16 protein-coding genes are annotated in these 8602 nt (G+C 57.8%); 10 read left to right on the forward strand and 6 right to left on the reverse strand.

Annotated features, from left to right (window positions below):
- Positions 1-146: 146 nt before the first annotated feature.
- The 6 genes from NA8A_RS22330 to NA8A_RS22355 form a co-directional block, all read right to left on the reverse strand.
- Entirely contained in the window at positions 147-908 is a 762-nt protein-coding gene (locus NA8A_RS22330; protein ID WP_009452696.1) for a Crp/Fnr family transcriptional regulator, read from the reverse strand.
- A gap of 405 nt (positions 909-1313) precedes the next feature.
- Positions 1314-1817 carry an Hsp20/alpha crystallin family protein gene (locus NA8A_RS24485; protein ID WP_009452697.1) on the reverse strand — a complete coding sequence of 168 codons (504 nt, stop codon included), beginning with the start codon at positions 1815-1817 and terminating at the stop codon, positions 1314-1316.
- Positions 1818-2240: 423 nt separating this feature from the next.
- On the reverse strand, positions 2241-3488 hold the full coding sequence (locus tag NA8A_RS22340) for a tyrosine-type recombinase/integrase (RefSeq protein ID WP_009452698.1): 1248 nt from the start codon (positions 3486-3488) through the stop codon (positions 2241-2243).
- Positions 3485-3775: a HigA family addiction module antitoxin gene (locus tag NA8A_RS22345; RefSeq protein ID WP_009452699.1), complete on the reverse strand. Its 291-nt coding sequence runs from the start codon at positions 3773-3775 to the stop codon at positions 3485-3487. The genes NA8A_RS22340 and NA8A_RS22345 overlap by 4 nt, the downstream gene beginning before the upstream one ends.
- Positions 3776-3786: 11 nt before the next feature.
- A complete protein-coding gene (locus NA8A_RS22350) occupies positions 3787-4068 on the reverse strand; it encodes a type II toxin-antitoxin system RelE/ParE family toxin (protein WP_009452700.1) in 282 nt (93 codons plus the stop codon).
- 69 nt (positions 4069-4137) lie between these two features.
- Positions 4138-4629 (reverse strand): Arc family DNA-binding protein, encoded by a 492-nt coding sequence (locus tag NA8A_RS22355; RefSeq protein WP_009452701.1) that lies wholly within the window; start codon positions 4627-4629, stop codon positions 4138-4140.
- A 119-nt stretch (positions 4630-4748) separates the two neighbouring features.
- Here NA8A_RS22355 and NA8A_RS22360 point away from each other — a divergent pair, with 119 nt between their 5' ends.
- From NA8A_RS22360 to NA8A_RS24495, 10 genes are all read left to right on the forward strand, one after another.
- Entirely contained in the window at positions 4749-4943 is a 195-nt protein-coding gene (locus NA8A_RS22360; RefSeq protein ID WP_009452702.1) for a hypothetical protein, read from the forward strand.
- Positions 4940-5281 (forward strand): hypothetical protein, encoded by a 342-nt coding sequence (locus tag NA8A_RS25205; protein ID WP_157174160.1) that lies wholly within the window; start codon positions 4940-4942, stop codon positions 5279-5281. The genes NA8A_RS22360 and NA8A_RS25205 overlap by 4 nt, the downstream gene beginning before the upstream one ends.
- A 1-nt stretch (position 5282) precedes the next feature.
- Entirely contained in the window at positions 5283-5531 is a 249-nt protein-coding gene (locus tag NA8A_RS22370; protein ID WP_009452704.1) for a hypothetical protein, read from the forward strand.
- Entirely contained in the window at positions 5528-5713 is a 186-nt protein-coding gene (locus NA8A_RS22375) for a hypothetical protein (protein ID WP_009452705.1), read from the forward strand. Before NA8A_RS22370 ends, NA8A_RS22375 begins: the two co-directional genes overlap by 4 nt.
- Before the next feature lie 133 nt (positions 5714-5846).
- Positions 5847-6032 (forward strand): hypothetical protein, encoded by a 186-nt coding sequence (locus NA8A_RS22380; protein ID WP_009452706.1) that lies wholly within the window; start codon positions 5847-5849, stop codon positions 6030-6032.
- A gap of 5 nt (positions 6033-6037) precedes the next feature.
- The gene (locus tag NA8A_RS24490; RefSeq protein ID WP_009452707.1) at positions 6038-6907 is read left to right on the forward strand and encodes a hypothetical protein; all 870 of its coding nucleotides are present in this window, start codon (positions 6038-6040) and stop codon (positions 6905-6907) included.
- Positions 6904-7197, forward strand: coding sequence for a DUF6074 family protein (locus NA8A_RS22390; RefSeq protein ID WP_009452708.1), 294 nt, complete (start codon positions 6904-6906; stop codon positions 7195-7197). The genes NA8A_RS24490 and NA8A_RS22390 overlap by 4 nt, the downstream gene beginning before the upstream one ends.
- On the forward strand, positions 7194-7469 hold the full coding sequence (locus NA8A_RS22395; protein WP_009452709.1) for a hypothetical protein: 276 nt from the start codon (positions 7194-7196) through the stop codon (positions 7467-7469). Before NA8A_RS22390 ends, NA8A_RS22395 begins: the two co-directional genes overlap by 4 nt.
- Complete coding sequence (locus NA8A_RS22400) at positions 7466-7936, forward strand: hypothetical protein (protein WP_009452710.1); 471 nt, start codon at positions 7466-7468, stop codon at positions 7934-7936. Before NA8A_RS22395 ends, NA8A_RS22400 begins: the two co-directional genes overlap by 4 nt.
- A partial coding sequence (locus tag NA8A_RS24495; RefSeq protein ID WP_009452711.1) for a ribonuclease H family protein occupies positions 7929-8602 on the forward strand: 674 nt, incomplete at its 3' end. The genes NA8A_RS22400 and NA8A_RS24495, both read left to right, overlap by 8 nt.

An 8602-nucleotide genomic window follows, 5' to 3' on the forward strand; every position in this document is an offset into this window, starting at 1 on the left:
CAAGCTATAGCCGAACTGTGGCTCGAGTGCGGCACCTGGATTCTGGCAATTGTGGATGTGGATAGAAAAAACGAAGGAGCGGTTCGGCGTTTCGTGGAAACGATGAACCGCTCTTGCATGGGATCAGCGTATTCTCGGATACCCCCTTATCCCGCCCGGATGCTGCGGGGAACCTCCATGTCGCAGACTTCCTCTTCCGTGTGCGAGAGCAGCGCAAGCCCTTCAATGTCGATGAGTTCAAACCTGTGTGGGTCGAGAATCCTTATCAGGCGTTCGCGCGCCATCTGCTGGATCGAGCGGCTGACGGATTCGACGGTCGTGCCGAGATAGGCGGCCAAATCCCTGCGGCAGATGGGAACCTCGATCACGGGAGGCCCAATCAGATGCGGCATGTCGGGAGGCAGGGTTTTCCTACGCAGATAGAGAAAGAAGGTGGCCACGCGTTGGGTCACCGTTTGCGTGGCCAACAGCAGCATCCAGTCCTGCGCTGCATCGAGTTCCTCGGTCACCGCCGAAAGCATCCGATGCTCGATTTCCGGAAATTGCGCGAAGAGGGCCTCAAAGCTTTGCCGGTGATAGCAGCACAGGACAGCTTCGGTGGCAGCTTCGATGGCGACATGGGATGTGTGCGCAAAGACATGTCCGAACAGGTCGCCCGGCATCAGCAGGCCCACGATCTGTTGCCGCCCGTCGAATAGCGTTTTTTGCATGCGCAGAACGCCGGAGAGCACCTGGCCGACGATTTCGAACGTTTCGGCCTCTGCCAGAATGGTTTCGCCAGCACCGAAATTTCGGACCCTCGAAATGCGAGCGAGTTCGGCCCGCGCCGGTTCACTGAGGTTCGAGCAAAAGCTGCATTGCGCTGAAAGACAATTTGTAAGCGGAGTTACTGAGCTGACGGCGTCCATAGCGTTGCCCTCTGACTATCCAGACGCGGTTTGAAGGTTTTGTCGCCTGCCTCGCATTGGAGGGCAGACTTCCGGGATGCAGTAGCCATCGGTGGCGAACAGCCTTGTCCCGGATTGCGCTTGAAGGCGATCCCCAGCCCGAACCGCCGGCACAGTCATTGTCCGATGCAGTATTCACTCCAGCTGGCACTTCAGCCGAAGGGATTTCCACGTCGGTGCGGAGATGACGTTCACCCTGATGCGGTTTCGGTCCAACATAGCGGCTAGCATGTTGGCCAGCATGTCGGACTGCATCAATGGCAGGCGTTCGCCGTTTCCCCTGGTGTTGCACCAGTTCTGCAAGTTTCATTGGAGGCCCCTTTGCCCTGTTTCCAAATTGTCACGCTGACGGCTTCGCAATCTGCGCTAGGCAGATTCGACCGAGATTTTTCGCTCGGCTCGCCTTGCTTCTGCTGTCTTGGGCAAGCGGACAGTTAGAACACCCGTGGCAAAACGCGCCTCGATACGGTTGGCATTGACGCCATCCGGAACTCGCACTGAAATTCGCAATGGCTGCTGAAATGAGCCAGAGCGATGTCTGCGGATAACAGTCTCCTTGTCTTGTTGGTCTTTCGCTTCCGGTTTCGCGCCGCTGTCCGTTGGCATGCGGAGATTTGGGTGGCGGTTCGGATTGATGTTGCCGGTCTTTTCAGTCATCGAGGCAGACTTCAGCTTTCGCTCGCACGTTGCTATCGAGAAAAAAGCCTCATACGAAGCGTTGCAGCCGGATAAGCCCAAATCCAGCGCGCGACGCGTCAAGCGCCGATGATTTATCTCTTCGCATAAGTTGTTGAGCGGTATCCATTCCAGCCGATCGCGAGACGAGCCTGTCCCGCTTTTGATCGGAAGCTTTTCCGAAGTTTCAGCCATGGCGCGTCTGTCCTTCCTCATATTGATGTAATACGGGCGGATCCGTTCGCTCCTCGATGGTCTATCAGGTAGCCCAACTTGTAATTATTATATTATAGAATCTTTTGGTCATTGACGCCCGTCAATTCGGAAGTCGCCTGGTTTTCTATGGCTTGGGAACCTGCGGCAGCCGGCACGAGCGTTTCCGGTCGCAAAGTGGGGTATCATCTCATGAAGCGGCGCCGCACTCTATGTGCTTGCTTTTAATGCGCTTCTATGGATCACAGCAGGCCGCCTGCAGGCTGCACGATGCTCTGAAAGATGAAATTTCCGAGAAGATGGTGCCCAGGGGCGGAATCGAACCACCGACACGCGGATTTTCAATCCGATAAGAAGTCTTTTATCAAAAGGCTTTGAAGCGTCTATGTCGCGTCTATGTCGCGTCTATCCCAGAAGCGACCGTTCCGCAGCGGCCAATTCGTCGGCATCATCACCGCGCGGGAAAAGGTGCCCATAGACGTCCATGGTCATGACGATGGACCCATGCCCAAGCCTCTCCTGCACCGCCTTCGCCGGAAGTCCGAGACCGCCATCCTGCGGACGATTGATCAGCCAAGACGCGTAGAAGTGCCGAAGGGCATGCATGCCGGTGTAGCGGGCGCGCATGACTGGCTCGCCTGTGTCGTCGACTTCTCCGGTTGGATCCGCGACCCCCGCTGCAATCTGGATCGGTATCAGCCCGCGATTAATGATGTTGGCGAGCGATTCAACTTTTCCCCAGCCATTGCTGAATACGAGATGGCCCGGCTGGGCGTCTTCACGGATCATCTTGCCGTCATCATCGCGACCGATCACAGGCCGGCTATAGGCCAGCTTCCATTCCTTCAGGGCATTGACGAGGATCGGCGGTATCGGGATGGCGCGCTCACCTGCTTCCGACTTCGGTCGGCCGATCTCATTGAAGCGGTCGGCTCGCTGGTGAACCCTGATTTCCCGCCTCTCGATATCAACATCGGACCAGCGCAGGCCGCGAAGCTCTGACGCCCGCAGCCCAGCGAAAATTGCTGTCAGCATCAATGGGCGCCACCGGCCGTCTAGCGCGGCCACAATGGCGCGAATTTCCTCGCGTGTGGGGATGTCGACGCCGACCTTGATCTTGCCCTTCTGGCGTTTCTCCTGCCGACGGTCTTTCCCCTTTTGCCGCGCTCGGCTTTTCTCCCGAACAGCATTGCGACTGACGAGGCCTCGCTCCTGCGCATCTGCGAGCAATGACCCAAGACTGACCAAAACCTTGCGCACCATCTGCGGCGATCGCCCGCTTTCTCGCAGCTCATCCTCGAATGTACGCACGACAGGAACAGCGAGCTTGGAGAGCGTGGTCGAGCCTATCAGCGGGACGATGTGAAGTTTCAGGTGCTGCCGGTATTGCGCGATGGTGGAGCGTTCCAGTCCAGCAGCCTCAGCGCTTGCGATCCACAGTTCACCAGCCTTCTCGACCGTTACTGTGTCGCGCTCAGCGACGTGGACGCCCTCTCGCACCTCGACCGAGGCGGTACTCGCGAACTGATCGGCCTCCTTCTTCAGCTTGAAGGTCTTCAGTCGGCGCGTGCCCTTGGTGTCCACATAGTCGACCACCCAGGCGGTTTTCTCTTCGCCCTTGCCGTTGACCCAGGAGCGCTTGCGGACGCTCACGCTGCGGCCAAGGGCTCAATATGCGAGATATCCACGGCCTTGCTGGCCTTAGCCAGATCGTAGGCGCGCTGAAGATTCAGCCAGAATTCGGGCGTGTTCCCGAAGAAGGCCGACAGACGCAGTGCGGTATCTGCCGTCAGGGCGGTCTCCCCCTTGACGATCCGTTCGATCCGGGTGCGCGGCACATCAAGGCGCTTGGCAAGTGCGCCTGCGCTCATCTCCAGCGGCTTCAGAAACTCTTCCTCGAGGATTTCGCCGGGGTGGATAGCAAAAGCAAGCAGGGACATAGCTACCTCCTTTAGTGGTAGTCGACAAATTCAACGTCTTCCGCGTTGCCGTCCACCCAGCGAAAGCAGAGGCGGAACTGATCATTAACGCGGATCGCATGTTGACCGGCCCGATCCCCTTTCAGAGCTTCGAGGCGATTGGCCGGCGGAACGCGCAGATCATCAAGGGCAGCAGCGTTGTCGAGCATAGCCAATTTGCGCCGCGCCACCTTGAGCAAATCAGCAGGGAAGCCCTTCGGGTTCTGCCCCTTCGCTACCTGCTCCGTGAGCTTGCCCTTGAACGACCGGATCATGAGGGATTATGTATCATGTCGTGATACACATTTCAATGGCGAGGTTGGTCCATGTGCGCTTGGGGACGCTCATTCGTCGAAATCCGGAGGTATCTTGTACTCATCCCAAAATGGCTTCGGGATCTCTTCAGACGCATCGGAAGAAGTATCCACTTCTACATCCAGCAGCCCAGTTGCTAGGATACGTGTCATTTCCGATCGATCCCCATCTGAGAGGATCATCTCCCCAAGCGACTTGGCAACAATTGAAAGTGTCCGGTGGGCCTCTCTGAGGCTCTGCAGGCTTCGCTCCTGATCGTTCATAGCCTTAAAGATCGTGCTGCGCTCTTCGTACAGCCTGTTTATTTCCCTCTGCCTTTCTTCAATGGCATTACTCAATCGAGCCATATCTGGCCGAACTGATGCAATGAGATTCTGCGCGGCCTCGTATTTTTCAAGGCGATCCACAATCTCCGCATTCATCGTACGGTTATTTGTTCTAGCGGCCTCCTCGATCTCATCCTTGAGGGCCGCAGGCAGGCGCAGCTTGAACTGCGGATCGGTCTGCTTTGGAGTGGCCATCTTTGCTCACTTTCTGAAACTCACTGGAAATGGCTGTATGAACCAAAAAGGTCCTTGACGCCACATGAACCTATTAGGTACATGGGACCTGTTAGGTTCATGGTTAAGAAAGGATTGAAATGCCTGAAGCTACAGAATCCCTCGATCTCGTCTGGGGTGTCGAAGAGATCGGCAAGTTGATTGGCCGCAACTACCGCCAGACCTATCACATGATTAAGACCGGCCATCTTCCGATGGTGAAGCAGTTCGGTGAGCGATACGTCGTCAGCCGGAAGAAGCTGATCGCCGCCTTCACGGAGGAAGACGCAGCATGACCCAGAAACAAAAACGGCCCGGAGAGGCTGCCACCTCTTCCGAGCCTGTGTCCAACCGCACCCCAACAGGTGAGCAAATGAACAGCACAAGCGATAGCACCCCGCCGGCCGCGCGTACAGACCCACGTGGCGAAATGCGTATGGAGCGCATCCGTCGCCTATCGCAGGAGCTTTCCAACGCCCTTGCAGACTGGATCGAAGAGGAGATGCAGGGCGAGAAATGGGCAATCCGCATCTTCCCGCCTGCCTCGGATCGGCATGCGATCTTCCTCGAAAATCTGAACGCCTACCAATCCCCGAACTGGGACATGGTGTTCCCAAGCAGCAAGGGGGTGTGACATGGCTGCCAACAACTCTCATTTCGACCTGGAATGCCCGGTCTACGATCTGGTCGACATGGCTCACCTCACCATGGAAACCATCCACAATCTGCTTGAAGAGCATCGCGGCAATGATCGTGTCGTGCTCACAGCACGGCAGGCCGATACAGGCCTCTACGTTGCCCGCCTGATGCTGGAGAAGGCCGAGGAGGTCAAACGCATCTGGCACGAAATCCACGATACCCAGAAGTGTGGAGGCGCGTTATGAGCAAAATTGACGACCTCGAGAGCGATCTCCGCCACCTCTACCATCTGCTCGACGTGCTTTGCGATGAGCAGTTCGGCGCAGCAGATCGCGACCGGTGCAACGCACTCCTCTGGATCGCCCGTGACCGCGCGGAAATGTGCAAAGAACAAGCTCACACACTGGTGTGTGCGGGAGGTGCCTGATGCGTCTTCTTCACGGTCTGCTGGCCCTCTTCCATGCGCGGAGGGCGCAGCGTCATTCCACCCTGTACCGGTGGCATATGGAACAACGTGACGCCCGGTTGCGCTCTGCACGCAAGATTGCCGGGAGGCGCGCATGACCGGCATCGATCACGCACACACGGAGGCGGTCCAAGAGGCCGCCCGCTGGCTGGCGATGCTGCCTGACCATGAGAAGCCGCATCCCGTTGTTCCCGCTCTCCGGGCGCGCTTCGGGCTGAGCCCAAAGGAGGCTTGCGAGGCGATCACGCAAGCGTGCCTGATCCGTGGGAGGGCGCTTTGAGTTCTATGGAGATCAGAAAAAGTCGCGACGGTACGGAGCACATGATCATTAACGGCGTGATCTACGCCGAGAAGCCTGGGAGACGAAAGCGCAGGCGCAACGATGAAGATTTTTCTCTGGAACTGCTGCGCATGCGCGAGATCGAAAAGGTCATCAAGCACCGGCACGGTGATCGCATTCCCGACCCGGGTGACACCGATGATCGCGAGACCTGTCTGGATTATGTCCGAGCGGCTGCATTTACTTCGAGCGATCAAGACATGGCAGCTTGGTGCCGAGTGTGGGCGCCCTGGGCAACTGAAGCCGACATACTGCCGATCATTTCAGCAGCTCGGAACCGGCAGCGAATGATGCGATCAGATGGCGTTGCTGGCCTCCTGAACGTGACGCTGAACGAGAACATCGCTATGGGCTTAAAAACCATTGGCGCGTGCGATGTCACTCGAGCGGAGCGGCTTCGCTTGGCAAAGGATCGAAAAAGGGAACGAGACAGGAACGCCAAGGCAGCAAAACGCAAGGCCGAGGGACGGAAAAATCGAAAGTCCTATGAGGCGCAATCTCTGTCCGGTCAAAGGCCGTGGGACGCCGAAGGTATCTCACGCCGCACGTGGTACCGACGCCGTGGCACAGGTGTGGCGCGAGTAGATATAGATACTAAGTGCGACACACTTGTGCCAAATCCAAATCTGGAAACCTCCCAAAATCATGGCACGGCGGCTTGCAAGGTATTGCGGATGCCTAGCCGTTCTCCCGGCCAGTCCATCGGTTCGAGCGAAGCTGGAACAGATGCTGAGGGTCTGGGGGATCATCCCCCAGCGGGGTGCCAAGGGGCAGAGCCCCATGGGAGGAGCGAGGGAGAAGGGAACGCAGCATGAACGCCAAGCAGATGGAACTATTCGAGAATGGTCCTGGCGGCCTTCTGATCCCGTTTCCAGTGGAGCGCCAATCTGCGCTTGTTCGGCAAGTGGCGCTTCAGCTTTCATCGAAACAAGGGAAGGCTGCCGAGCGCTTCTGGAAAACAGAGTGCAACCGTCTCTTTGGCCGGCTTCAAGCGCAGGGGTTCTGCGAAAACGTAGCGAGAGGTCAGGTCAATCGCTTCGCCCGGTCGGTTCAGTCCGAATTGGAGCGCCTTTACTGGTCATGTGACTCAGGAGGCGCGGCGTGACGAATTTAATCGGAACCCCGGTTACGGTTCGCGTCGAAATCGTCGGTGGGACGATCACAAAAGCGGCGATGATCATAGGCGCTACCGGCCGTCGACTGGATTTCTCCGACATCGGCCAGATGCGTTTCTTCGTCGACGTGATCGCGGAAGACGGCACCCGGATCGGAATGTGGGAGGGTGCGAATTACGAGACAGCGATCCTGACCGCGCATGAGTTGGCAGAAGAATGGAAATGCCAAGTTTACGACAACCTGATCGGAGACGCGACATGACGAAATTCGTAGACATTGAAGCCGGTGGCTATGCGCTTGTTCTTGATGATGCGCACTTCGACCCGAGCAAGGATATCTCCGAGAACCTCAGTGGCCTTGCGAATTGTGGCTACGACTTCACCAGCAACTGGGATCGGGATGATCCCGAAACCATGATGCCCGTGCTCCGGGTTACCAAGGTGATGCCCAAGACCTTTATGGCCGAAGGCGAGTTGCGCCATGGGGCGCGGCGTGAGGCGTATTCCGGTCGGCGTTATCGCGAAGACGTTGTGGCGTTCTCGAACGATCAAAAGGAGCTGCTGGCTCTGCGTGACCGCCTGTTCGAGATTGGCGAACGTGCCGACCGAGAGATCAAGGCGCGCGTCGACAAGGTGGTACTGCCGATTGTGGAGCAATTCAGGAAGCAGGCCCTGACGGAATTGCATGAGGCGCTGCCCGAGCATTTCGGGGAGGCGCGCGATGTATGAGTTTTCCGATGGATTGCAGCGACTCGCGGATTGGCTCCAGGCGCAAGGCATGGACACTGATGCCTTCAAGACGGAACGCCAAGCGGCATTTATGGCGCAACAGCTTGCCGGCACCCGTTTCAGGTTCCCGGCCAAGGGGGCTTCATGTTTTCCTTTGCTGCAGCAGATCCAGAAGGCGTTGCCGGACAAGGCTGCTGGGGCACTTCCTGAGGCAAAGAAGGGCAAACCAGCGGGAAGAGGGCGAGGCGGCAAGCGAAATGGTCGCGCTGTCACTGTGAGCGCATCCGGCGCTTCGATTGGGCTGGTGATCTACTGCGATGGCGCATGCGAGCCCAACCCGGGCCCAGGGGGATGGGGTTTCGCCGTCTATCGCGATGGTGTCGAGATCCATTCCGATTATGGCGGGCACGCCGACACCACCAACAACATCATGGAAATGACCGGCGCACTGATGGCCCTTCGGTGGTTCAGCGACCGCGGTGTGGTCGAGCCGGTCCGGCTGCTCTGCGACAGCCAGTATGTCGTTAAGGGCTGCAACGAATGGCGGCGCGGCTGGAAGAACAAGGGCTGGAAGCGTGGGCCGGAAAAGCAACTGGCGAATGCCGAACTCTGGCAGGAACTGGATGCCGCGCTGACGCTTGTCCCGATCACTCTGGAATGGGTGAA

The sequence above is a fragment of the Nitratireductor indicus C115 genome, assembly GCF_000300515.1.
In the GTDB taxonomy this organism is placed as follows: Bacteria; Pseudomonadota; Alphaproteobacteria; order Rhizobiales; family Rhizobiaceae; genus Nitratireductor; species Nitratireductor indicus.